Below are 22,934 nucleotides of genomic sequence, written 5' to 3'. Positions count from 1 at the left end.
TTGTCGTCGTCATCGGAGTATGTTGCCCCGTTTTCCGGAACGGGGTTCCCGTTTCCCATTCACGCGTGGCTTGGCCAGTGACTGCCGGTCGCGCGCATCCGCAGTTGGGAAGGTCGATCATGCAGAACGCCAGCTTTGCCGGCCGCTTCAAGGTGGCAACGCGCATCTCCAGCGGTTTCCTCTCCATCCTGGTGCTCCTGGTGGTGCTCGTCATCATCGGCGTGCAGGCGATGGGCACCGCGGAAAAGCAGCTCGACGAGTATGCCGGTGTCGCCGACGGCGCGCTGCGGGTGTCGGAGATCGCCGGCACGGTGGCCGACATGCGCCGGAACGTGCTGAACTTCTCCAACACCGGCGACGATGCGGCGCAGAAACGCGTGCTGGAACTCCAGGAGGGCCTCAAGGCGACCCTTGGCAAGGCCATCGCGCAGTCCGGCGATCCGGCGCGCCGCGCCAGCCTGGAACGGATGAGCCGCATCCTCGACACCTACTCGCAGCAGTTCGCGACGATGTCGAAGGCCCGCGACAAGCGCGACGACCTGATGTACCGGGTGCTGACCCCGGTGGGTGAGACGGCGCGCAAGAGCCTGGCCGAAATCTTCAAGGTGCTGAAGGAGCGGAACGAGTCTCAGAGCGCCGTTCTGGCCGGCGCGGCGGTGGAGGACGTGCTGACCATGCGCCTCTTCGCGGCGCGCTTCCTGATCGATGCCGACATGAAGTGGGTCGAGCAGTTCCGCCAGCGTTCGGTGCAGTTCCTCGCCAACGTGGAGGTGCTTCAGGCGCAGTTGCAGGACCCGGCGCTGAAGATTCTGGCCGCCGATGCGGTGGACGGTGCCCGCAAGTACCTTCCGGCGTTCATGGAAACCGTGGAAGCGGCCAACGAGACGACCCGCGTGACGGCGCAGATGGGTCGGGACGTGGCGGAGTTCGCCCAGGTCGCCGACGCGACCAAGGCCGCGGCGCTCGAAACGCTCGCCAAGACCATGGTCGAGATCGACGCCGGCTTGGTCCGCACCACCAACACCAACATCTGGATCGGCGTCGCATCCGTGCTGCTCGGCTTGGCTCTGGCGTGGGTGGTGGCGCGCTCCATCGTCCGTCCGGTGCGCGCGATGACCGAGACGATGACCAATCTGGCGCACGGCGACCTGTCGGTGACCATCCCGGCGCTGGCCGACAAGGACGAGATCGGCGAGATGGCGCAGGCGGTCCAGGTCTTCAAGGACAACGCCATCGAGAAGAAGCACATGGACGAGGCCGAGCGCGACCGCCTGGAGGCCGAGCGCAAGGCCGCCGAGGCCCAGCGCCTGCGCGAGCAGGCCATCGGCCAGGAGATCGCCGCGCTGATCGAGGGCGTGTCCAAGGGCGACCTCGCCCGCCGCCTCGACCTGGAGGGCAAGGACGGCTTCTACAGGGCCATGTCCGAGGGCATCAACCGCCTGACCGACACCGTCGAGAACGTCATCGCCGACCTTGGCACCGTGCTCGGCGCGCTGGCCCAGGGCGACTTGCAGACGCGCATCGACAAGGACTACCAGGGCGCCTTCCAGCGCCTGAAGACCGACGTCAACGCCACCTCGACCAAGCTCGCCGAAATCGTCGGCCAGATCAGCCAGGCTGCCGACGCCATGGCCGGCGCGGCGTCCGAGGTGTCGATGGGCTCGACCGATCTGGCCGAGCGCACCGAGCAGCAGGCCTCCAACCTGGAGGAGACGGCGGCGTCGATGGAGGAACTGGGCGCCACCGTGCGCTCCAACGCCGACAATGCGCAACGCGCCAACCGCATGGCCGAGGACGCCAAGAAGGCGGCGGAGAGCGGCGGTGCGGTGGCCGGCTCGGCCATCGAGGCGATGCGCCGCATCGAGGACGCGTCGCGCAAGATCACCGACATCATCGGCGTGATCGACGAGATCGCCTTCCAGACCAACCTGCTGGCGCTCAACGCCGCGGTCGAGGCGGCGCGGGCCGGCGACGCCGGGCGCGGCTTCGCCGTGGTGGCGCAGGAGGTGCGCAATCTGGCCCAGCGTTCGGCCCAGGCATCCAAGGAGATCAAGGCGCTGATCCTCGCCAGCGACAGTCAGGTGCACGACGGCGTGGAACTGGTGCAGAAGGCCGGCGACGCGCTGGGCGGCATCGTCTCGGGCGTCCATCAGGTCGCCAGCCTGATCTCCGAGATGGCCTCGGCGTCGGGCGAGCAGGCCAGCGCTCTGGACGAGATCAACTCCGCCGTCGCGCAGATGGACGAGATGACGCAGAAGAACGCGGCGCTCGTCGAGGAAACCACGGCCGCCGCCCAGGCGATGGCCGGGCAGGCCGGCGACCTCAAGACGCTGGTCGGCTTCTTCAAGCTGGAGCAGAGCGCGTCCGCCCGTCCGGCGGCGTGGCAGGCTCCGGCGGCCAAGCCGGCGGCGCGTCCGGCAGTGCAGCGCGTGGTCAAGGCGACCCGCCCCGCCCCGGCGCCGCGTCCGGCGGCGGCGCCCAAAATCGCCGCGAGCGGCACGCTGCGCCACACCGGCGACGTGCCGGACGACGATTGGAAGGAGTTCTGAGCCGAAGGCGCTTGATGTTTTCCATCAAGCGCCTTCGGCTCAACCCGGCAGTACATTGCGCAGCAATGTGCGAGAGGGTCCTGAGCCGAACAGGCTCGGACAGTGAGAAAGGGGACCGGAAACGGTCCCCTTTTTTGTGCCTGCGTGTCGGGGCGCAAGTGCGCTCTGGACCTTGCCTGCCTTGTGGGTGTTTTATACATCCTCAGTATTCGCAACGCGTTGCCCGCGGGCAGGGGTGCGCCATGTCACGGAAGATCGTAGGGGTTCTGTTGGTCGCTGCCGCTCTGGCGCTGGCCGCCACGCCGGCATCGGCGGGCGGCGCGCGCGTCGGCATCGGGATCGGCTTGGGCTTCCCGTTGTTCGCCTACGGCCCGCCCGTCTATTACCCGCCGCCCCCGGCCTATTATTACGCCCCGCCGCCGGTCGTGTACGCCCCGCCGCCCGGCATGTCCGCGGCGCCCAGCGGCCCGGTGTACGCCGGCCCCGCCGGCGCCCCGTGTCGCGAGTTCCAGACCTCCGGCCTGATCGGCGGCCGCATGGAGCAGATGCACGGGACCGCGTGCCAGCAGCCGGACGGATCGTGGCGCGTGGTGCGGTAAGCGCAAGGCTTCAGTCGGTTTCGCGCAGTTGATCCAGGCAGGCTGCCTTCAACAATGGCAGGTCTTCGTTGATGATTTGCAAGATGCGTGCCGGGCTTACGGCGTCGTAAGCATGGCGCAGGTGATTGCCAATTCCGCGAATATCACGCCAAGGCAGACCGGGAACAAAACGTTAAGCCTCAGGCCCCAGCTTGACAGCAGCTTCGCTGACGCGGGCGAGGCAGCGTTCGACAGCATCAATGGTCTTCCGGTCCGCCAGAAACGCAGCGCAATCCAAGCCCAGCACGTATTGTTCGATGCGGTCGATGTTCTCGACGATGTCCTGGAAGCGCCGCCGCGGATTTTCAGAAGACACGCACTTCATCCTTCAGCGCCTCAGCCTGAAAGGTCGGCTTAAGGACATCGTATTCGGCCAAGTCGACCGGGCAACCGATCAATTCCTCAATGTGCCGTTCCAGCGCAACGAACTGGAGGAGGCCGACACGCGCCTTCGGATCGATGGCGACGAGGAGGTCAAGGTCGCTGTCCGGGCGCTCCTCGCCACGGGCAACGGACCCGAAGATGCCCAGGTGCAGCACGCCGCGGGCGCGCAGCTCTGCCTCGTGCTTCCGCAACCGCGCCGTGATGTCGTCCAAATGGGCCATGCGTAAAAGGTAGCGGAGTCGCGCCGGGGTTCCAAGGGGCGAGGGGCTTTGCTAAGCCCCTCGCCCCCTCTGCTCAATGCGCCGTCGCCTCGCCCCCCGCCTTCGCCGTGCGGGTGTGTGCGGCGACCGGCTGGCCGTTGATGGTCAGCGCCCCGGCTTCCGCCGAGACCGTCACCGTGTCCCCATCGGCGACCTTGCCTTCGAGGATCATGGTCGCCAGCGGGTTCTGCAACTCGCGCTGGATCACCCGCTTGAGCGGACGCGCGCCGTACACCGGGTCGTAGCCGGCCTCGGCCAGCCAGTCGGTGGCGGCGGGGTCGAGTTCCAGCGTGATGTTGCGGTCGGCGAGCATCTTCGTCAGGCGGCCCAGCTGGATCTTCACGATGCCGCTCATGTGGCGGCGGGTCAGGCGGTGGAACAGCAACACCTCGTCCAGGCGGTTCAGGAACTCCGGCCGGAAGTTGGCGCGCACCACCTCCATCACTTCGGTGCGCACGCTGTCGATGTCCTGCCCCTCGGGCATGGCGGCGATCACGTCCGAGCCGAGGTTCGAGGTCATGATGATCAGCGTGTTGCGGAAATCCACCGTGCGGCCCTGGCCGTCGGTCAGACGCCCGTCGTCCAGCACCTGGAGCAGCACGTTGAAGACGTCGGGGTGCGCCTTCTCCACCTCGTCGAACAGCACGACCTGATAGGGCCGGCGCCGCACCGCCTCGGTCAAAGCACCACCCTCCTCATAGCCGACATAGCCCGGAGGGGCGCCGATCATGCGGGCGACGGAGTGCTTCTCCATGTACTCGCTCATGTCCAGGCGGACCATGGCGGTCTCGTCGTCGAACAGGAACTCGGCCAGCGCCTTGGTCAGCTCGGTCTTGCCCACACCGGTGGGCCCCAGGAACAGGAACGAGCCGATCGGCCGGTTCGGGTCCTGCAAGCCGGCGCGCGCCCGGCGGATGGCGTTGGACACCGCGACGATGGCCTCGTCCTGGCCGACCACGCGGGTTGCCAGGCGCTCCTCCATCTTCAGCAGCTTTTCGCGCTCGCCGGCCAGCATCTTGTCGACCGGCACGCCGGTCCAGCGGCTGACCACCGAGGCGATGTCGGTGTCGCGCACCTCCTCGTTCAGCATGCGGGACTGCGACGCCTGCTCGGCGTCCTTCAGCTTCTTTTCGAGGTCGGGGATGACGCCGTAGGTCAGCTCGCCCGCCCGCGCCCAGTTGCCGGCGCGCTGGGCGTTGTCCAGCTCGGTGCGGGCATGGTCGAGTTCCTCCTTGATCTTCTGGGCGCTGTTGAGCTTGTCCTTCTCCGCCTGCCAGCGGGCGGTCAGCTCGGTGGAGTTCTGCTCCAGATCGGCCAGTTCCTCCTCGAGATCGTCCAGACGGTTGCGCGACGCCTCGTCGGACTCGCGCTTCAGGGCCTCGCGCTCGATCTTCAGCTGGATGATGCGGCGGTCCAGCTCGTCGATCTCCTCGGGCTTGCTGTCCACGGCCATGCGCAGGCGGCTGGCCGCCTCGTCAATGAGATCGATCGCCTTGTCGGGCAGGAAGCGGTCGGTGATGTAGCGGTTGGACAGCGTCGCCGCCGCGACGATGGCGCTGTCGGTGATGCGCACGCCGTGGTGCACCTCGTAGCGCTCCTTCAGGCCGCGCAGGATGGAGATGGTGTCCTCCACCGTCGGCTCGGAGACGAACACCGGCTGGAAGCGCCGCGCCAGGGCGGCGTCCTTCTCGATGTGCTTGCGGTACTCGTCCAACGTGGTGGCGCCGACGCAGTGCAACTCGCCGCGCGACAGCGCGGGCTTCAGCAAGTTGGCGGCGTCCATAGCGCCGTCCGCCTTGCCCGCACCCACCAGCGTGTGCAGTTCGTCGATGAAGACGACGATCTCGCCGGCCGCTGCCTGGATCTCCTGGAGGACGGCCTTCAGCCGCTCCTCGAACTCGCCGCGGTACTTGGCGCCGGCCACCATGGCGCCGAGGTCGAGCGACATCAGCTGCTTGTTCTTCAGCCCCTCCGGCACGTCGCCCTTGACGATGCGTTGCGCCAGCCCTTCGACGATGGCGGTCTTGCCGACGCCGGGCTCGCCGATCAGCACGGGGTTGTTCTTGGTGCGGCGGGCGAGAACCTGGATGGTGCGGCGGATCTCCTCGTCGCGGCCGATGACCGGGTCGAGCTTGCCCTCGCGCGCCGCCTCGGTCAGGTCGCGCGCGTACTTCTTCAGCGCGTCGTAGCCCTGTTCGGCCGAGGCGGTGTCGGCGGTGCGGCCCTTGCGGACATCGTTGATGGCCGTGTTGAGCGCCTGCGGGTTGACGTTCGCCTGCTTCAGGATGCGCGCGGCCGGCGTGCCGTCGGCCATGGCGAGCGCCAGCAGGATGCGTTCGGCGGTGACGTAGCTGTCGCCGGCCTTCCCGGCGATCTGCTCGGCCTGCTCGAAGACGCGCGACAGCTCCGGCGTGATGCCGCGCAGGCCGGCGCCCGAGCCCTCCACCTTCGGCAGCTTGTCCAGCTCGGCATCGACGCCGGCCAGCGCCATGGCGGAATCGCCGCCGGCCTTGCGGATCAGGTTGGCCGCGAGGCCCTCCTTGTCGTCGAGCAGGGTTTTCAGCAGATGTTCGGACGTGAGCATCTGGTGCCCGCGCCGCAGCGCAAGCGTCTGCGCCGCCTGAACGAAGCCGCGGCTGCGTTCGGTGTACTTCTCGAAATCCATAGGACTCTCCATTCAGCGGCCGACCGCCCGCCAGGCAGCTCGCTCGGCCATGACCCACGCGATGTGTGCGATCCAGGAGGATGCTGTGGTAGATATGGAGAGGGGCCGGGCCGATGCAAGACCACCCGCAGCGCAGGGTTATTGGCTGGGCGGATGGTTGAAGGCCCCAGAGATCGTCTCGGAGACGGCCATGGCGAAGACGCAGCTGACAGCGCTTCTGGAGCGGCGCGCCGAAGAGCGGCGCCGGCTGGCTTGTCTGCGCGCCCGCGCGGCGCTGGATTGGCTGACGGGGCAGGGGGTCGAGGCGGCGGTGATCGGATCGCTGGCCCGCGGCACCTTCCGCGACCATTCGGACGTCGATTTCCTGGTGCTGTCCTGTCCGCGCGCGCTGCGTTACGCCCTTGAGGGCGGGGTCGAGGCCTGCATGGAGGATCTGCCCTTCGACGTCGTCTACCTCGACGAGCTGCGGGAGCCGTTCCGGCAGCGGGTGTTGGCGGAGGCCGTGCGTGCACCCGATCTTCGTTGACCTCGACCTGGAATGGCAGCGCGTGGACGATGAGGGGCAGCTCCTTGCCGCCGCGGTGCAGCGCTATCGCGGCGATTCCGGCATGCGGGCCGACCGCGTCGGCCGCTGGATGGGCGTCGGCGCCATCGCCTCCGGCATCGAGAAGGTCTATTCCGGGGCCGAGCGCATGATGAAGCTGGTGGCCAGCTCCATCGACGGCTCCGTTCCGAAGGACGAGTCCTGGCACCGCACGCTCTTGATGCGAATGGGGGTACCCCTGCCGGACCTGCGCCCCGCCTTTCTGTCTGCGCCGACCGTGACCTTACTCGATCGATTGCGCACCTTCCGGCACCGCGAACGGAACAGCTACGTTGGCGATCTCGACGAGGAACGGGTGCTCGCCATCGCCGACGCCGTTCCCGGCGCCCTGGCTGCGCTCCGCGCCGACCTGGACGCGTTCCGCCAAGCGATCGACACGGCCTTACCGGAATGACCGACATCCCGCTGCCGACCCGCGCCATGCCAAACCCGCTGAACCCGCTCCGCATCGCTTGGCGCGCCCGCAACGCGTGGCACCGGGTGGCGCGGCCGCTCACCATGGGCGTGCGGGCAATCATCATTGACCGGCGGGTGGACGGCGACCGCGTGCTGCTCATCCGGCACAGCTACATCGCCGGCTGGCATCTGCCGGGCGGCGGCGTCGACAAGGGTGAGACGCTGGTCCAGGCCATGAAGCGCGAGGTGCGCGAGGAAGTGGGCTTGACCGTCGAGAGCGCCGCGCAGCCGCTGGGCATGTACGCGCGCCTCGGCAGCGGTGCCAGCGACCACGTGGCGCTCTTCGTTGCCGAGAGCTGGAGCGGCACGCCGAAAGCGGACGGGTTCGAGATCCTCGACGTGGCGTTCTTCCCGCTCGACCGGCTGCCGGAGGGCACCACGGCGGCGACGCTGCGGCGGCTCGCGGAGTACCGCGGTCTGGTGCCTTTGGCGGAGCGCTGGTGATTCTTATGTTGCAGCGCGGTTGACAGAGGCGGGTAAGCCGCAACAGATACTAGGCTATGACCACCGTTGCCGCCATCCGCCGCTACCCCGTCAAGGGGTTGAGCGCCGAGGAACTCCCGTCCGTCGATCTCACGGCCGGGCAGACGCTGCCCTTCGATCGCGCCTACGCGCTGCTGCACGGCCCCGCCGCCGAGGTGGAGCACGAAGGCTGGCGGCCGAAGTCCGAGTTCTTCACCCTGCTGCGCAACGAGAAGCTGGCTGCGCTGGAAACCGAATTCGACGAGGCGACCCGCACGCTGACCATCCGCCGCAACGGACGGCAGGTCGCCCGCGGCCGGCTGGACCAGCCCATGGGGCACATGCTGATCGAGCAGTTCTTCGCCGCCTACATGGCGGGCGCCGCCCCCGGCGCGCCGAAGATCGCCGAAGGCCAGGGCTTAGCCTACACCGACACCCAGGCGCCGCTGGTCTCGCTGCTGAACCTCGCCAGCGTCCACGACATCGAGCGCGTGACGAAGGAGCCGGTCGATCCCGGCCGCTTCCGCGCCAACCTCTGGCTGGACGGTCTGGCCCCCTGGGCCGAGCGGGAGTGGATCGGCCGGACGCTCACCATCGGCGGGGCAACGCTGGAGGTGGTGAAGCCCATCGGCCGTTGCGCCGCCATCGACGTGGCGCCGTCCGGCTCGCCGGAGGGCGGTTCGCGGGCGCTGAACCTGTTGCAGGCCCTGCGCCGCGGCTTTGGCCACACGCAGTGCGGCGTTTACGCGCGCGTCGTCACCGGCGGCCGGGTGGCCGTCGGTGACGCGGTCGAACTGGGATAGATCGGAAGAGCGTGCCGGTCAGGCGTTGGCCGCGGCGCGCTCTTCGTTGCCCTCGGAGTCGGCTTCGACCTCGGGCTGCTCGTACTCGTCCTGATCCTGCATGCCCTGGTGCGGCTGGCTTTGGCTATTGCCGGGGCTGCGGCCGTCGCGCTGACGGTTCTCGGATTCCTGGATCTGGGTGATGATGCGGAAATAGTGCTCCGCATGCTGGAGGTAGTTTTCCGCCTGGATGCGGTCCCCCGACGTCGCGGCGTCGCGGGCCAGCGCCAGGTACTTCTCGTTGACCTGCCAGGCGTTGCCGCGGATGCGCACATCAGGGCCGTTGCTGTCGAAGGTCTGGTGACGCAACGGGACATTCTGGCGCCGGCCGGCATTGTTGTTGCCGCCTCCACCGCCGCCACCGCCACCGCCGCTACCACCACCACTGCCGCCACGGCCGCGCGAACGTCGGTTGTTGGGTCCTTGTCTCATTCGGGTCTTGTGGCCCCATGTTCGAGAAGCGCATCCCCCTCAACGCGCCGGCCGCCATTCCGGCCGCCGGGTCCGCCGCAGCAAAGGGCCGCGGATCGGTTTCGGGGATTCGAACGCGGCGTCCGGGACCTTGCTCGGTCGCATCGGCCGGGCCTTCGCCCGCCGACCCACGGATCGTCGCTGTCCCGCACCCTAGCGAGGAAAGACCGTCAATCCAACTGCTTTTTTGTGGGTGTCCCCGGAATCACCCGGTCCTCACCGATCGTTACGGCCCCGGACACACCGCTCGATACCGCCGAGGTCGCGGAACACGCCGGTCACGCGCACGCCGTGCGTTTCCATCAGCGCCGCCACGGCGGCCGCTTGGTCCATGCCGACCTCAAGCGCCGCAACGCCGCCGGGCACCAGCAGGCCGGGCAGCTGGGCGGCGATGGCGCGGTAGGCGTCCAGGCCATCGGCACCGCCGTCCAGCGCCCGCAGCGGGTCGTGCTCGCGCACCTCCGGATCCAGCGACGCGATGTCGCTGCTGGGGATGTAGGGCGGGTTGGAGACGACGAGGTCGAAACGCCCGGCCAGCCCTTCGCCCCAGTTGCCGGTCTGGAAGCGGGCGCGGTCGGCCAGCCCGTTGCGCACCGCGTTGCCGGCGGCGGCGTCCACGGCGCTGGGGCTGAGGTCGATGCCCAGGCCGGTGGCGTTCGGCAGTTCGGCCAGCAGCGCCAGCAGGATGCAGCCGCTGCCGGTGCCGAGGTCGAGGATGCGAAGCGGCGCGGTTGGGTCGGAGATGGCCTCCAGGGCTGCTTCGACGATGGTTTCGGTGTCCGGCCGCGGGTCGAGCGTGTCGGCGTTGAGCGACAGCTCCAGGCTCCAGAACGCCCGCTCGCCGAGGATGCGCGACACCGGCTCGCGCGTGGCGCGGCGCGCGATCAGGGCGTGCACGGCGGCGGACTGCTGGTCGCTCACCGGATTGTCGGCGTCGAACAGCATCTGCTCGCGGCTGACGCCCAACGCGTGCTGGATCAGCAGGCGTACGTCCAGTTCCGGCGTGTCCACGCCGGCATCCTTCAGCCGCGCCTCACAGGCGCGGCGCAGGGTGCGCAGCGTCGTCGTCACCCCAGTTCCGCCAGTCTTGCGGCCTCATCTTCGGCGATCAACGCTTCGACCAGCTCGTCCAGCGCTTCGCCGGCCATCACCTTGTCGATCTTGTAGAGCGTCAGGTTGATGCGGTGATCCGTCACCCGGCCCTGCGGGAAGTTGTAGGTGCGGATGCGCTCCGAGCGGTCGCCGGAGCCGACCTGGCTCTTGCGGTCCGCCGCGCGGACGGCGTCCTTGGCGGCGCGTTCCTGGTCGTAGAGGCGGGAGCGCAGCACCTTCAGCGCCTTGGCCTTGTTCTTGTGCTGGCTCTTCTCGTCCTGCTGGATGACCACGAGGCCGGTCGGCAGGTGGGTGATGCGCACCGCGCTGTCGGTCGTGTTCACCGACTGGCCGCCCGGACCCGACGAGCGGTACACGTCGATGCGCAGGTCCTTGTCGTCGATGTGGATGTCCACCTCCTCGGCCTCGGGCAGCACGGCGACGGTGGCGGCGGAGGTGTGGATGCGCCCTTGAGTCTCGGTCTGCGGCACGCGCTGCACGCGGTGCACGCCCGATTCGAACTTCAGCCGCGCGAAGACGCCGCGCCCGGTGATGTTGGCGATGGCCTCCTTGTAGCCGCCGATGGCCGACTCGCTGACGTCCATCACCTCGAACCGCCAGCCGCGCAAGGACGCGTAGCGCCGGTACATCTCGAACAGTTCGGCGGCGAACAGGGCGGCTTCGTCGCCGCCGGTGCCGGCGCGCACTTCGAGGATGGCGTTCTTCTCGTCCGCCTCGTCCTTGGGCAGCAGCGAGACCTGGACGCGGCGCTCCAGATCGGGGACGCGCTTGGAAAGGTCCTGGAACTCCTCCTCGGCCAGCGCCTTCATCTCGGCGTCGCCGGCCGGATCGGCGATCATCGCGGCGAGATCCGCGGCCTCCGCCCTGGCCTTCTTCAGCTCGGCGATCGCGGCGGCGATCGGCTCCAGGTCCGAGTATTCCTTGGACAGCTTGGCGAACGCGCCGGAGTCCGCCGTGCCCGCCGCCAGCGCGTCGCGCAGCTCGTCATGGCGGGCCAGCACCCTTTTGAATTTCTCGTCCAGGCTCACGTTCGCTCTTCCTTAGTCTCCAGAGGCCCCGTTTTCAGGGGCTCGGTCTTGGCATTCTCGTCCAGCCGGAACAGCTGGAACAGCAGGCGTTCCGCCGCGGCGTGCTCCGGCAGCCCGCCGCCGTCGGAATCCGCCGCCATCGCCCGCAGCACCTCCGACGGGTGGTGCAGCAGCCGGTTGATCAGCAGCCGCGTCGCCGCCCCGGCGTCCAGCCCGCCGTGCTCGGCCAGCAGGCGCCGACGCTCCTGCTCGAAGTGGGCGCGCAACGCCGCCACCGCCGGCACCGCGGCCCGTGCGGCACGGTCGCGGGCGAAGCCGGTCACCGCCTCCTCGACGATGTCCCAGGCCGACCGCACCGCGGCGTCGCGCCCGGCCCGCCCCTCCAGCGCCACCCGCTCCAGATCGGCGAGGTCGTAGGTGAACGCGCCGTCCAGCTTGGCGACCGCCGGGTCGACGTCGGCGGGGATCGCCGCGTCCACCACGAACACCGGCCGGTAGCGCCGCTTCTTCAGCGCCGCCTTCACCGTGTCGCGGGAAAGGATATAGCGCCCCAGCCCGGTCGCGGTCACCACGATATCGGAGGTGGCCAGTGCCCCGTCCAATTCCGCCCATGGGACGAAGTGGCCGCCCTGCCGGCGGGCCATGGCCTCGGCCCGGCGGTCCACCGGGGCGGCGACGGTCAGCCGGCCCAGGCCCGCCTCCTTCAGCCCGTCCAGCACCAGGGCACCCATGTCGCCCAGGCCGATCAGCAGGCCGGAACAGCGCCCGAGGTCGCCGTGCAGGTCACGCGCCACCTGCACCGCCGCGGCGATGATCGAGGTGGCGCCCTCGGCGATGGGGGTTTCGCTGCGCACACGCTTGGCGGCGGTGTAGGCGGCCTGGAGGACCGCTTCCATCTCCGGCCCGGTCATGTCGGCGGCGACCGCGTGCCGGTGCGCCGCCTTGAGCTGGCCGAGGATCGCCGGCTCGCCGACGATCTGGCTGTCCAGCGAGCAGCCCACCGCGAAGATGTGGCGCACCGCCACGTCGCCCACATAGGTGTAGAGCTGGTCGGCGAGATCCTCGGCGCTGACGCCTAAGCGCTCCGCCATCACCGCGGCGGCGTCCAGCGCCGCCTCCAGCGGGCGGGGGTGGACGGCGTGCACCTCGACGCGATCACAGGTGCTGAGCCACAGCGCCTGCTCGAAGCCTGCCGCCTTGAGGTGCGCCAGCATGTCCGGCACCTCGGCCTCCTCGGTCGCGAGCCAGTCGCGGAGCGAGCCCGAGCAGGTCCGGTGGCTGGCGCCGATGACGAGGTAGAAAGCGGTCACGCTTGGGCAGCTCCAAGCCTTTCGGCGAACAACAACATTCACACGGATTTCACGGATTTAAGCACGGATGGCACGGATTCTCATTCTTCAAATCCATCCGTGTAATCCGTGGCCCAATCCGTGTGTCCTTGGTTGTTATTCGGCCGCCTGGGACTCCGCGGCCCTTGCGGCTTCGATCTCGGCGGCTTTCTTCTCGACCAGACCGACGAGGTGGTCGACGATGTCCTGGTCCTTCAGGCGGTGGTCGGTGACGCCGGACAGGTAGATCTGGTGCGTGTTGTTGCCGCCGCCGGTCAGGCCGATGTCGGTCTCGCGCGCCTCGCCGGGGCCGTTGACGACGCAGCCGATCACCGACAGCGTCAGCGGCGTGGTGATGTGCGCCAAACGCTGCTCCAGCACCTCCACCGTCTTGATGACGTTGAAGTTCTGCCGCGCGCAGCTCGGGCACGAGATCACCGTGACGCCGCGCCGGCGCAGGCCCAGCGACTTCAGCATCTCATAGCCGACCTGCACCTCCTCCGCCGGCTCGGCCGACAGCGAGACGCGGATGGTGTCGCCGATGCCCGACCACAGCAGCATGCCGAGCCCGATGGACGACTTCACCGTGCCGGCGCGCAGGCCGCCGGCCTCGGTGATGCCGATGTGCAGCGGGTAGTCGCACGCCTCGGCCAAGCCCTGGTAGGCGGCCACCGCGAGGAACACGTCCGACGCCTTGACCGAGATCTTGAACTCGCGGAAATCGTGGTCTTCCAGAATGCGCGCGTGGTTGAGCGCGCTCTCGACCATCGCCTCGGGGCAGGGCTCGCCGTACTTCTCCAGCAGATCCTGCTCCAGCGAGCCAGCGTTGACGCCGATGCGCATGGAGCAGCCGTAATCCTTGGCGGCCTTCACCACCTCGCGCACGCGGTCGGCCGAGCCGATGTTGCCGGGGTTGATGCGCAGGCAGGCGGCCCCGCTCTGCGCCGCCTCGATGGCGCGCTTGTAGTGGAAGTGGATGTCGGCGACGACCGGCACGTCCACCTGCCGCACGATCTCCTTCAGCGCCAGCGCCGACTCCTGGTCGGGGCAGGAGACGCGCACGATGTCGACGCCGACGCGTTCGGCCGCCTGGATCTGCTCGACGGTGGCCTTCACGTCCGTGGTCGGCGTGTTGGTCATGGTCTGCACGGAGATCGGCGCGTCGCCGCCGACGAGCACCTTGCCGACGCGGATCTGCCGGGAGGGGCGGCGCTGGATCTGGCGGTAGGAACGCACGGTCATGGAATTGGGCCTTCGCGGGCTGGAACGGGCTTCACGCCTGAAGTGCGGTCGGCTGCCCCGGATTCAAGAGCGCGTCAGCGCGCCGGCTTGCTCGTGCCGTCCAGCGGCACGTCGCGCAGCACTTGCCCCACCGAGCCCATGGGCTGGCCGGCGACGCCATCGGCGACGATCACCAAGCCACCGGCGTTGCCGGTGCGCAGGCGGACGCCGGGCCGGTCGGGCACGCGGTAGGTGTCGCCCGCCTTCAACACGCGGGTGAAGATGATGTCCTGCGAGTCGCGCACCTGAATCCAGCTGTCCTGAACGGCGCGCACCTGGATGCGGGCGTTGGTGTTCTGGCTGCCGTAGACCTTGCCGTTCGCGTCGGCCTGCGTCGCCGGAGGCTGGGGCGCGGCCGCCGGTGCAGCGGTGGGCGACAGCGGGGTCGGCTGCTGCGTCGCCATGTCGGCCTCGTCCTCCTCGCCGTGCGGCGAGGGCGGGATCATGGCCGTCTGTGGAGCCGTCTGCGGGGCCGGCTGCGCGACAGCCGGCGGGCGCGGCGGGACGGGGGCGGCGACCGGGGCGGGCGGCGGTACCGGGGTGGCTGCGGCCGGCGGGGGTGGGGTGGGGCTGGCCGAGGTGCCGCCCGGCGCGGGCGGGGCGACGATCGGCGCCGCGGCGACCGTGGCCGGCGGGGTCACCGTCACCGGTGCAGGCGCAGGCGCGGCCGGAGTTGCCGGCGCTTCGGCCGTGGCCGCGGTCTGCGGCTGGCTGTTGGAGTTCCAGGGCAGATTGTCGAGCAGCGACACCAGCCGGTCCGGCAGCACCGGAATCATGTCGGCCACCGAGCGGTCGGTCGCCGACAGATAATACCAAGCGCCATAGACGATGCCGGCCAGCACCAGCGTGCCGAGCAGCACCGTGCCGCCGGGCACGCGGCCCTCGGCGACGGGGGTCGGAAGGTAGAACTCCTGCTTGCCGACGCGGCCGGCCGCCTCGTCTTTGTAGCGGCGCAGGACGGCTTCGGGGTCGAGGCCCAGGTACTCGGAATAGGAGCGCAGGAAGCCGGTGGCGTACGCGGTGCCCGGCAGCTCGTCGAAGCGGCCGTCCTCGATCGCCTGGAGGTAGACGTAGCGGATGCGCAGCATCGATGCGACGTCGCGCAGCTCGACCCCGAGGTGCTCGCGCGCCGTGCGCAACGTCGCGGCGACGCTGGCCGGATCGGCGGTGCCGTCCCACTCGGTTGCGGTGGAGACCGTTTGCTTGCGTTCGCCCATGGGATCAGCCGTATCGTGCGTGCAGCAGCCGGAGACTGCGTCGGTCGGCGTTATACACGCCCTCCAGCCTGAGCCTTAGTAACAAAACGGCGTCGGGGATGGCAATGTTATCTGGTGCTAGATCAAAACCCCGTGGTCCTTGGCGAAGGCTTTCAGCTTCGGTCGCAGGCTGTGGTCGGGGCGCAGGAACAGGCCCTGCATGTACTGGCGCAACGCCGCCACGTCGAGCGAGCGCAGCATGGTCTTCACCGGGCCGACCGAGGGCGGCGCCATGGACAGCGAGCGGAAGCCCATGCCGATCAGCGCCATGGCGTCCAGCGGGCGCCCGGCCATCTCGCCGCACAGCGACAGCGACACCTCGGCCTCGTTGCACGCCTCGACCAGACGGCGCAGCAGGCACATCATCGGCGGCGACAGCGGGTCGTAGCGGGTGGCGGTGCGCGGGTTGCCGCGGTCGGCGGCGAACACGTACTGCGTCAGGTCGTTGGAGCCGACCGAGACGAAATCCACCCGCGGCAGCAGCGCCGGTAACTGGAACAGCAAGGACGGCACCTCGATCATCGCGCCGACGCGCAGGCTGCTTGGCGGCTCGCGGCCGTGCTCGACCAGACGCTCCATCTCCAGGTTCAGGATGTTGCGGGCGGCATCGAACTCGGCCACTTCGGCGACCATGGGGAACATCACCGACAACGGCCGCCCGGCCGCCGCGCACAGCAGCGCGCGCAGCTGCTGGCGCAGCAGCGAGGGGTGGTCGAGCCCGATGCGGATGGCGCGCCAGCCCAGCGAGGGGTTCTCCTCCTCGCCGGAGCTCATGTAGGGCAGCATCTTGTCGCCGCCGACGTCCAGCGTACGGAACACCACCGGCTTGTCGGCCGCCTCGTCCATGATGCGGGCGTAGAGGTCGGTCTGCACGCCCACGTCCGGGTAGGTGGCGCGCACCATGAACGGGATCTCGGTGCGGTACAGGCCGATGCCCTCCGCCCCGCTGGCATGCACGTGCGGCAGGTCGATCAGCAGGCCGCAGTTGAGCTGGATGGAGATCGGCACGCCGTCGCGCGTCACCGAAGGCAGGGCGCGGGTCTGCGCGTACATCTCCTCGCGCCGGGCGCGCAGCACCATGCTCTCGGTGAAGGCGTCCTGGATGTCCTCGGCCGGGCGCACGAAAATGGTGGCGTGGTCGCCGTCGACGATCAGCGGGTCGCCCGCCTCGATGCGGTTCAGCGCGTCGGAGATCTGGACCACCGGGATGTCCAGCGCGCGCGCCACGATGCAGACGTGGCTGGAGGGCGAGCCCTCCTCGACGATGACGCCGCGCAGGCGGCGCTGGTCGTAGTCCAGCAGCTCGGCGGGCCCGAGCGAGCGCGCCACCAGCACCAGATCGTCCGGCAGCGCGACGCCGTCGGCCTCCGACTTCTTGCCAGCGAGGTGCAGCAGCAGCCGGTTGGTCAGATCGTCGAGGTCGGCCAGCCGTTCGCGGATGTACGGGTCCGTCATGTGGCTCATGCGGGCGCGGGTGTCGTTCTGCGCCTGCTGCACCGCCGCCTCGGCGGTCAGACCCATGCGGATCGCCTCGCGGATGCGCGACAGCCAGCCGCGGTCCTCGGCGAACATCCGATAGGTTTCCAGGATGTCGCGCGGCTCGCCCAGCCCGGCCAGCGCCGCGGCGGCCAGCAGGTCGTCGATGGCGCTGTGCATGGCGGCCAGCGCCTCGGTCAGGCGCTCCTGCTCGCAGCCCTCGTCCTCGGCGATCATCTGGCGGATGGTCACCTGCGGCCGGTGCACCACCGCCACGCCCATGGCGAGGCCGGGGTTAAGCCCGACGCCCGACAGGCGCGCCGGCATCAGCACCGGGTCGCCCTGCGACGAGATTTCCTGCGGGCTGACCAGTTCGCCGGCCGCGACCAGTTCGGCCACGACCATGGCGACGGTCTGCAAGGTCTCGACGATCTCCTCGGCGTAGTGCCGGCGCTCCTTGTGCTGGAGCACCAGGACACCGCGCACCTTGCCGCCGCGCAGGATCGGTACACCGGCCAGCGACTGGAAGGGGTCCTCACCGGTTTCCGGGCGGTAGGCGAAGCTGGGGTGCGACGGCGCGTCGTCCAGTGCCATGGCGCGGGCGTGCGCGGCAATGTCGCCGACGATGCCCTCGCCGACCCGCAGGCGCGTCTTGTGCACGGCCGACTGGTTGAGGCCCTTGGTGGCGAACAGTTCCAGCACCTCGCCGGCCCGCATGACGTAGCAGGAGCAGACGTCCGCGCCCATTTCGGAGGCGATCATCCCGACGATCTCGTTCAGGCGGTCCTGCCCCGATCCGCCGGCCGCCATGACGTCGCGCAGGCGCGCCAGAAGGCGGCGGGAATCCGCTCCTTCGAACGTTGCGATCGTCTCTCGCTCGGTCGTGTCCATGGCGCGCTCAATTCTGCCCAACGGCGGCAAGTGCAAGAGTCGTATGGATGGCGCGTCGAATGCAAGCTTTACGGCCAAATCGCGCCGTGGGTTCCTGATCCAGGCTGTTAAGCCACAGCCCTCAGACCACGGCGGCCGGAACCTGCCACAACGCCTCGGGCAGGCGCCCGCCCAGCGCGGTTTCGGCCTGGGCCAGCAGTTCGGCGATGATCTCGGCGGTGGGCTGCTCGCAGGTTACCAGGCCGACGCTCTGGCCGGCCATCAGCGAGCCGTTCTCGACGTCGCCGTCGATGACCGCGCGGCGCAGCGCGCCGGCCCAGAAATGCTCGATCTCCAGCTGCGCCGCGTCCTTGCTCAGGTCGCCGCGGTCCACCTTGGCGATCAGCTCGCGCTGGATCTCCACGAAATGCCGGGTGCCGGCGTTGGCCAGCGCCCGCACGGGAATGACCGGGAAGCGCGGGTCGATCTGCATCGACGGCTGTGCGTCGCGCGCCGAGGCGCGGATGAACGCCTGCTTGAAATTGGCGTGCGCGATGGATTCCGACGCGCAGACGAAGCGGGTGCCGAGCTGCACGCCGGCCGCGCCGGCTTGCAGGCAGGAGACGATGGCCTCGCCGCGGCCGATGCCGCCGGCCACGAAGACCGGGATCTCGCGGACCTCCGGCAGGATCTCCTGCGCCAGGACCGACGTGGCAACCGGGCCGATGTGGCCGCCGGCTTCCGAGCCCTCGATGATCAGCGCGTCGATGCCGTGGCGGATCAGCCGCTTGGCGGCGACCAGCGCGGGCGCGAAGCCCATGGCCTTGGCGCCGCCGTCCTTGATGCGCTTGATGACCGGGCCGGACGGCAGGCCACCGGCGATCACCACGTGGCCCACGCCCTGCTCGCGGCAGGCATCGACCAGCCGCTCCAGCTCGGGGTGCATGTTGATGAGGTTGACGCCGAACGGGCGGTCGGTGAGCGCGCGGGTCGCCGCGATCTCCTCCGCCAGCCGGTCCGGCCCCATGGAGCCGCAGGCCAGCACGCCGAACCCGCCGGCGTTGGAGATAGCCGACACGAGGTGGCGCTCCGACACCCAGGTCATCGCGCCGCCCATGACGGCCGTCTCCGAGCCCAGGAAGGCGCAGCCGCGCCTCCACAACTGGTCGAGCCGGGTCCGTGCCGGTGATGCGGTCATGACCGGCTCTCCCTCAAGGCCGCTCAGGCGGCGTCCAGGCCGTAGACGGTGTGCAGCGCGCGCAACGCCAACTCCGCGTACTCCTCGGCGATCAGCACCGAGATCTTGATCTCCGACGTGGAGATGACCTGGATGTTGATCCCCTTGTCGGCAAGGGCGCTGAACATGCGCTGCGCCACGCCGGCGTGGCTGCGCATGCCGACGCCGATCACCGATACCTTCACCACGTTGGCGTCCGACGCCAGACGCTGGTAGTTCAGGTGGTCCTTGGCGTCCTCCAGCACCTTGACGGCGCGGGCGATGTCCGCCTTGCCGACGGTGAAGGTCAGGTCGGTGGACTTGCCGTCTTCCGAGACGTTCTGGACGATCATGTCCACGTTGACGGCGGCGTCGGTCAGCGGACCGAAGATGCTGGCCGCCACGCCCGGCCGGTCGGCCACGCCGATCAGCGTGATCTTCGCCTCGTCGCGGCTGTAGGCGATGCCGCTCACAACTTCCTTTTCCACGATCTCGTCCTCGTCAACAACCAGAGTTCCGGGCAACGCGCTGCCGGGGGCTTCCTCGAAGCTCGAGAGCACCTGCACGCGCACGCGATGGTTCATCGCCATCTCGACCGAGCGGGTCTGCAAGACCTTGGCGCCCTGCGAGGCCAGCTCGAGCATCTCCTCGTAGGTGATCTTGTCGAGCTTTTTGGCCTTCGTCACGATGCGCGGGTCGGTGGTGTAGACGCCGTCCACGTCGGTGTAGATGTCGCAGCGGTCGGCCTTCAGCGCCGCCGCCAGCGCCACCGCCGAGGTGTCGGAGCCGCCGCGGCCCAGCGTCGTGACGCGGCCGTTGGGCGCGACGCCCTGGAAGCCGGCGACAACGGCGACCTCGCCCTCGGCCATGCGCTTCTCGATCTCGGTGGTGTCGATCGAGACGATGCGCGCCTTGGAGTGCGTTTCATCGGTGCGGATGGGCAGCTGCCAGCCGGCCCACGAGCGCGCCTGGATGCCGATGGCCTGCAACGCGACGGCCAGCAGGCCGGTGGTGACCTGCTCGCCGGTGGCGACGACGGCGTCGTACTCGCGCGCGTCGTGCAGCTTGTCGATATCGTTGCAGTATTTGACGAGCTGGTTGGTCACGCCGGACATGGCCGACACGACGACGGCCACCTGGTGGCCTGCCTTGACCTCCTGCTCGACCTTGCGGGCGACGTTCTTGATACGGTCGATATCACCGACCGACGTGCCGCCGAACTTGAGGACGATCCGAGCCATAACCTCACACCATCTTGACGCCGCCGCATTTGCCCGGCATGCCGATCCCCCCGCTCGACCGTTGCCGGCGCGGGGCGGCGTATCCATACTCCGTTCGGGCGGGGCGAAGCAAGGTCGCCCCGCACTTGATTCGGCTTGAGAGCACAAAGGACACAGTGATGAACGCGACCGCCGGCACCGTCGATTCGGACGAGATCGCCCGCTTCTCGGCCATGGCCGCCGAATGGTGGGACCCGACGGGCAAGTTCCGGCCGCTGCACAAGTTCAATCCGGTGCGCCTCGCCTACATCCGCGACACCGTCTGCCACCGCCTGGGCCGCGACCCGGAGACGGCGCGGGCGCTGGAGGGGGTGAGCGTGCTGGACATCGGCTGCGGCGGCGGCTTGCTGGCCGAGCCTGTCGCGCGCATGGGGGCCGACGTGCTGGGCGTGGATGCGTCGGAGCGCAACGTCAAGACGGCCGCCGCCCACGCCGCCGAGACCGGCACGGACGTGACCTACCGCGTCGCCACCGCCGAGGCGCTGGCCGCCGAGGACCGCCGCTTCGACGTGGTGCTGGCGATGGAGATCCTGGAGCACGTGGCCGATGTGGACCTGTTCCTGAAGTCCTGCGCGGCGTTGCTGAAGCCGCACGGCGTGCTGTTCTTCGCGACGCTGAACCGTACGCCCAAGTCGTACGCCATGGCCATCGTGGGCGCGGAGTACATCCTGCGCTGGCTGCCGCCCGGCACGCACGATTGGCGCAAGTTCCTGCGTCCGTCGGAAATTGCCCAGGGTGTACGTGCGCACGGGCTGGCGGTGAAGGAGCTGATGGGGATGACGTACAACCCGTTCAGCGACAGCTTCCGCCTGAACGCCAAGGATCTGGACGTGAACTATCTGGGCTGGGCGGAGAAGGTGTAACGGGGACACGTGCCCCCACCTGCCCTCTGCTCTGTGCAGGGGAGGGCTTTCCCGGCACGCAACGGAGTTCCCTTCCCCGCCTCACGGGGGAGGGTTGGCGCAGGGCAAGAGGTTGTTGAACTGCGGCCGCTGATTGGTGCTAGCTACCTAAGTCCAAAATCTTTGCAATCGGGTTCCTGCATTATTTGCAAAATTTCGATGATATTTGTCAATTCTGCGCTCTGGCACGACGCGTTTATTTTCGCGTTAGCCCCGTCGTCGTTGAGTATTGCCTTCCGGAGATGGGCGGATGCCTTCTCCAATTCATCGCGAAAAAAGGATCTGATACGGCCGGCGCATGAATGCTTCCATGATCGGCCGGCCGTATCACCCTTTCGCTCAATGCTATGCATTGAGCTGTCGGGTTTAAACCGAAGGCGCTTGATGGAAGACATCAAGCGCCTTCGGTATGAGTTCCTCGCGATGTCCGACATCTCCAATGCAGCGGTCCAAACTCTTTTCGATATCGGTGCGAAGCTTTCCGCCCTCTTCCGAAAAGCCGCAGGTCTCCAGTGCGAACACGAAGCCCGCGCCCCACCCGAGGTGAACCTTGGGGGGAAACACCTGGCGCAACCTTGCATCCTTTTGCCAATCACCGCCTAGATCAGACGCAAGCGCAAGGCCGCCATTGAGCAAGGCCAGCAAGGCGCAATGCACTAAGACAATCCGCCGCATCACAATTCCTTAGGCAACGGAGTTTTTGCGCAGTTTCAATGGATTAGGTCATCCGAAGGGCGGCCCAATGTCTGGCACTCAGGTGTAAATGTCGTCCAGGGCGACGGCCACGCCGACGCTTTCCAGCACTAGTTCGCCCTCGCGGACAATCTCGCAGATCCATCCCGACGCGGTGCGGCGGTAGACCTCGATGAGTTGCTCGTCCTGAGCCACGAGCAGGAATTCGCGCAGGCTCGGGATCGTCTGGTAATGCATGCGCTTTTCGCGCCGATCGATGGCCTCGGTCGATGCCGATAGAACTTCGACGATCAGCGAAGGGGATTGGACGATATAGGGGTCGTCGTCCCGCGCGTCGCAGGTGGCGACCAGATCCGGGTAATAGAAGGCGTTGGCTGCTTCGACTCGCACCTTAACGTCCGTGGCATAAACCTCACAGCCGCGACGGCGAGCTGATGGCTGGAGATTTCGGGCCAAATTCAATGTGATGGTGCTGTGGCGCCGGGTCGCGCCGACCATGGCGTACACTTCGCCATCGACATACTCATGGCGTACGTCTGCCGTACGCTCGTACGTCAGGTAATCCTCAGGGGAGATCCAGGGCTTGCGCAAGGCGGTCTGCATGCGGTGAGTGTACCGCAACACAGATTGTATCGCCATGCCGACTTTGCCAGCGTGGGCTCGGGAGGGCCTTGCAGCCCTCCCGACACTCACGTCACCCGGCGTGGTTTGGGTCCTGCTGGGTGAGCAGGGCGTAGATCGCATCCGCGCTGTCGGAGCCGCGCAGCTTTTCGCACATGCTCTGGTCGCGCAGCAGGCGCGACACGCGGGCCAGCGCCTTCAGATGATCGGCTCCGGCGTGATCGGGGGCGATCAGCAGGAAGATCAGATCGACCGGCTGCTCGTCGATGGCGTCGAAGTCGATGGGCCGTTCGAGGCGGGCGAAGACGCCGTGGACGCGCTCCAGGCCGGCCAGCTTGCCGTGGGGAATGGCGATGCCATGCCCCACGCCGGTGGTGCCCAGCCGTTCACGCTCCAGGAGGACGTCGAAGACCGCCCGCTCGTGCTGATTGGTCAGCTCCGCAGCCCGGCGCGCCATGTCCTGAAGGGCCTGCTTTTTCGAGCCGGCCTTCAGGTTGGCGAGGATGGACTGCGGGGTGATGAGGTCGTGCATGACCTGG

Annotated in this window: 21 protein-coding genes and 2 pseudogenes; 7 read left to right on the top strand and 16 right to left on the bottom strand. The window is 68.5% G+C overall.

The genetic code is table 11. The features are described from left to right. Positions 1-119: 119 nt before the first annotated feature. Both ACSVDD_RS22885 and ACSVDD_RS22880 read left to right on the top strand, forming a co-directional pair. The gene (locus ACSVDD_RS22885) at positions 120-2,549 is read left to right on the top strand and encodes a methyl-accepting chemotaxis protein (RefSeq protein ID WP_448191712.1); all 2,430 of its coding nucleotides are present in this window, start codon (positions 120-122) and stop codon (positions 2,547-2,549) included. Between the two features lie 242 nt (positions 2,550-2,791). Then, positions 2,792-3,148 carry an RT0821/Lpp0805 family surface protein gene (locus tag ACSVDD_RS22880; RefSeq protein ID WP_448191711.1) on the top strand — a complete coding sequence of 119 codons (357 nt, stop codon included), beginning with the start codon at positions 2,792-2,794 and terminating at the stop codon, positions 3,146-3,148. A gap of 10 nt (positions 3,149-3,158) precedes the next feature. Here the strand turns inward: ACSVDD_RS22880 and ACSVDD_RS22875 are convergent. From ACSVDD_RS22875 to clpB, 3 genes and pseudogenes are all read right to left on the bottom strand, one after another. Next, a pseudogene (locus ACSVDD_RS22875) lies at positions 3,159-3,503 on the bottom strand (HepT-like ribonuclease domain-containing protein). Further along, positions 3,493-3,783, bottom strand: a complete 291-nt coding sequence (locus ACSVDD_RS22870) for a nucleotidyltransferase family protein (RefSeq protein WP_448191710.1) — start codon at positions 3,781-3,783, stop codon at positions 3,493-3,495. Before ACSVDD_RS22870 ends, ACSVDD_RS22875 begins: the two are co-directional and overlap by 11 nt. A gap of 82 nt (positions 3,784-3,865) precedes the next feature. Continuing rightward, entirely contained in the window at positions 3,866-6,496 is a 2,631-nt protein-coding gene (gene clpB, locus ACSVDD_RS22865; RefSeq protein WP_448191709.1) for an ATP-dependent chaperone ClpB, read from the bottom strand. A gap of 190 nt (positions 6,497-6,686) precedes the next feature. Between clpB and ACSVDD_RS22860 the strand changes: the two genes are divergently transcribed. The 4 genes from ACSVDD_RS22860 to ACSVDD_RS22845 are packed head-to-tail and all read left to right on the top strand — an operon-like array spanning position 6,687 to position 8,821. After that, positions 6,687-7,022, top strand: a complete 336-nt coding sequence (locus tag ACSVDD_RS22860) for a nucleotidyltransferase family protein (RefSeq protein WP_448191708.1) — start codon at positions 6,687-6,689, stop codon at positions 7,020-7,022. Continuing rightward, positions 7,003-7,494: a ribonuclease toxin HepT-like protein gene (locus ACSVDD_RS22855; protein ID WP_448191707.1), complete on the top strand. Its 492-nt coding sequence runs from the start codon at positions 7,003-7,005 to the stop codon at positions 7,492-7,494. The genes ACSVDD_RS22860 and ACSVDD_RS22855 overlap by 20 nt, the downstream gene beginning before the upstream one ends. After that, a complete protein-coding gene (locus ACSVDD_RS22850) occupies positions 7,491-8,000 on the top strand; it encodes an NUDIX domain-containing protein (RefSeq protein ID WP_448191706.1) in 510 nt (169 codons plus the stop codon). The genes ACSVDD_RS22855 and ACSVDD_RS22850 overlap by 4 nt, the downstream gene beginning before the upstream one ends. Before the next feature lie 56 nt (positions 8,001-8,056). Next, a complete protein-coding gene (locus tag ACSVDD_RS22845) occupies positions 8,057-8,821 on the top strand; it encodes an MOSC domain-containing protein (protein ID WP_448191705.1) in 765 nt (254 codons plus the stop codon). 18 nt (positions 8,822-8,839) lie between these two features. Here the strand turns inward: ACSVDD_RS22845 and ACSVDD_RS22840 are convergent, their stop codons facing one another. From ACSVDD_RS22840 to ACSVDD_RS22795, 10 genes and pseudogenes are all read right to left on the bottom strand, one after another. Then, positions 8,840-9,169 carry a DUF4167 domain-containing protein gene (locus tag ACSVDD_RS22840; protein ID WP_448191704.1) on the bottom strand — a complete coding sequence of 110 codons (330 nt, stop codon included), beginning with the start codon at positions 9,167-9,169 and terminating at the stop codon, positions 8,840-8,842. 378 nt (positions 9,170-9,547) lie between these two features. Further along, on the bottom strand, positions 9,548-10,402 hold the full coding sequence (gene prmC, locus ACSVDD_RS22835) for a peptide chain release factor N(5)-glutamine methyltransferase (protein WP_448191703.1): 855 nt from the start codon (positions 10,400-10,402) through the stop codon (positions 9,548-9,550). Further along, positions 10,399-11,472, bottom strand: a complete 1,074-nt coding sequence (gene prfA / locus ACSVDD_RS22830; protein ID WP_448191702.1) for a peptide chain release factor 1 — start codon at positions 11,470-11,472, stop codon at positions 10,399-10,401. The genes prmC and prfA overlap by 4 nt, the downstream gene beginning before the upstream one ends. Next, a complete protein-coding gene (gene hemA, locus ACSVDD_RS22825) occupies positions 11,469-12,782 on the bottom strand; it encodes a glutamyl-tRNA reductase (RefSeq protein ID WP_448191701.1) in 1,314 nt (437 codons plus the stop codon). The genes prfA and hemA overlap by 4 nt, the downstream gene beginning before the upstream one ends. A gap of 135 nt (positions 12,783-12,917) precedes the next feature. After that, entirely contained in the window at positions 12,918-14,042 is a 1,125-nt protein-coding gene (gene ispG, locus ACSVDD_RS22820) for a flavodoxin-dependent (E)-4-hydroxy-3-methylbut-2-enyl-diphosphate synthase (RefSeq protein WP_448191700.1), read from the bottom strand. A gap of 74 nt (positions 14,043-14,116) precedes the next feature. Then, entirely contained in the window at positions 14,117-14,866 is a 750-nt protein-coding gene (locus ACSVDD_RS22815; protein WP_448191806.1) for a DUF4115 domain-containing protein, read from the bottom strand. Between the two features lie 171 nt (positions 14,867-15,037). Beyond that, positions 15,038-15,298 (bottom strand): annotated as a pseudogene (locus ACSVDD_RS22810) (helix-turn-helix domain-containing protein); the annotation flags it as partial. Positions 15,299-15,415: 117 nt separating this feature from the next. Beyond that, positions 15,416-17,704, bottom strand: coding sequence for a phosphoenolpyruvate--protein phosphotransferase (ptsP, locus tag ACSVDD_RS22805; protein WP_448191699.1), 2,289 nt, complete (start codon positions 17,702-17,704; stop codon positions 15,416-15,418). 121 nt (positions 17,705-17,825) lie between these two features. Beyond that, complete coding sequence (locus tag ACSVDD_RS22800; protein ID WP_448191698.1) at positions 17,826-18,881, bottom strand: NAD(P)H-dependent flavin oxidoreductase; 1,056 nt, start codon at positions 18,879-18,881, stop codon at positions 17,826-17,828. Positions 18,882-18,904: 23 nt separating this feature from the next. Further along, entirely contained in the window at positions 18,905-20,140 is a 1,236-nt protein-coding gene (locus ACSVDD_RS22795) for an aspartate kinase (RefSeq protein ID WP_448191697.1), read from the bottom strand. Positions 20,141-20,298: 158 nt separating this feature from the next. Between ACSVDD_RS22795 and ubiG the strand changes: the two genes are divergently transcribed. Next, on the top strand, positions 20,299-21,042 hold the full coding sequence (ubiG, locus tag ACSVDD_RS22790; RefSeq protein WP_448191696.1) for a bifunctional 2-polyprenyl-6-hydroxyphenol methylase/3-demethylubiquinol 3-O-methyltransferase UbiG: 744 nt from the start codon (positions 20,299-20,301) through the stop codon (positions 21,040-21,042). 405 nt (positions 21,043-21,447) lie between these two features. Here ubiG and ACSVDD_RS22785 read toward each other — a convergent pair whose 3' ends face one another. The 3 genes from ACSVDD_RS22785 to ptsN all read right to left on the bottom strand — a co-directional run bounded on the left by ACSVDD_RS22785 (position 21,448) and on the right by ptsN (position 22,927). Further along, complete coding sequence (locus ACSVDD_RS22785; protein WP_448191695.1) at positions 21,448-21,756, bottom strand: hypothetical protein; 309 nt, start codon at positions 21,754-21,756, stop codon at positions 21,448-21,450. A 78-nt stretch (positions 21,757-21,834) separates the two neighbouring features. After that, positions 21,835-22,377: a Uma2 family endonuclease gene (locus ACSVDD_RS22780; protein ID WP_448191694.1), complete on the bottom strand. Its 543-nt coding sequence runs from the start codon at positions 22,375-22,377 to the stop codon at positions 21,835-21,837. A gap of 91 nt (positions 22,378-22,468) precedes the next feature. Next, positions 22,469-22,927 (bottom strand): PTS IIA-like nitrogen regulatory protein PtsN, encoded by a 459-nt coding sequence (ptsN, locus tag ACSVDD_RS22775; RefSeq protein ID WP_448191693.1) that lies wholly within the window; start codon positions 22,925-22,927, stop codon positions 22,469-22,471. Positions 22,928-22,934: the final 7 nt, after the last annotated feature.

Source organism: Azospirillum terrae (assembly GCF_053470425.1).
Note: the sequence above shows the minus strand (reverse complement) of the source record. Positions and strands in the feature narration are given on the sequence as shown.